At 65.6% G+C, this 465-nt stretch carries 1 protein-coding gene; it reads right to left on the bottom strand.

The annotated features are described in order from the left end of the window. The coding region (locus EN925_RS39195; RefSeq protein WP_164894855.1) for an ATPase, T2SS/T4P/T4SS family at positions 1–465 on the bottom strand (465 nt) is incomplete at both ends.

Genomic DNA, 465 nt, shown 5'->3' with positions numbered 1-465 from the left:
CACCAGATCGGACAGGGAGGCGAGACCGTCCTTTGTGCGCAACGCAACCAGATTTGGCGCGGCACACTGCAGTTCGCGCGTGTCCTCGATCAACACGACGCGGTCAGCGGTTTTAGCCACCTCCGCCAACAGCGCGTTGACCAGAGTCGTCTTGCCGGTCGACGTTCCGCCTGCGACCAGCACGTTTTTCCTTCTTTCGACGGCAAGCCGCAGCACCTCAGCCTGGCACCCAGTCATGATGCCGGCGGTGACGTAATCCTCGAGCGCGAACACGGCGACGGCGGGCTTTCGAATTGCGAACGTTGGTGCCGCGACGACAGGCGGCAGCAGGCCCTCGAAACGTTCGCCGGTTCCGGGCAGTTCGGCCGACACGCGCGGCGCACCCGCATGCACTTCGGCGCCGACATGGTGGGCGACCAGGCGGATGATGCGCTCGCCGTCGGCCGCGACCAGCAGTTCATCGGT

Source organism: Mesorhizobium sp. M7A.F.Ca.US.006.04.2.1 (assembly GCF_004022915.1).
Taxonomy (GTDB): Bacteria; Pseudomonadota; Alphaproteobacteria; order Rhizobiales; family Rhizobiaceae; genus Mesorhizobium; species Mesorhizobium ciceri.
This window is presented reverse-complemented; position numbering and strand designations above follow the sequence as displayed.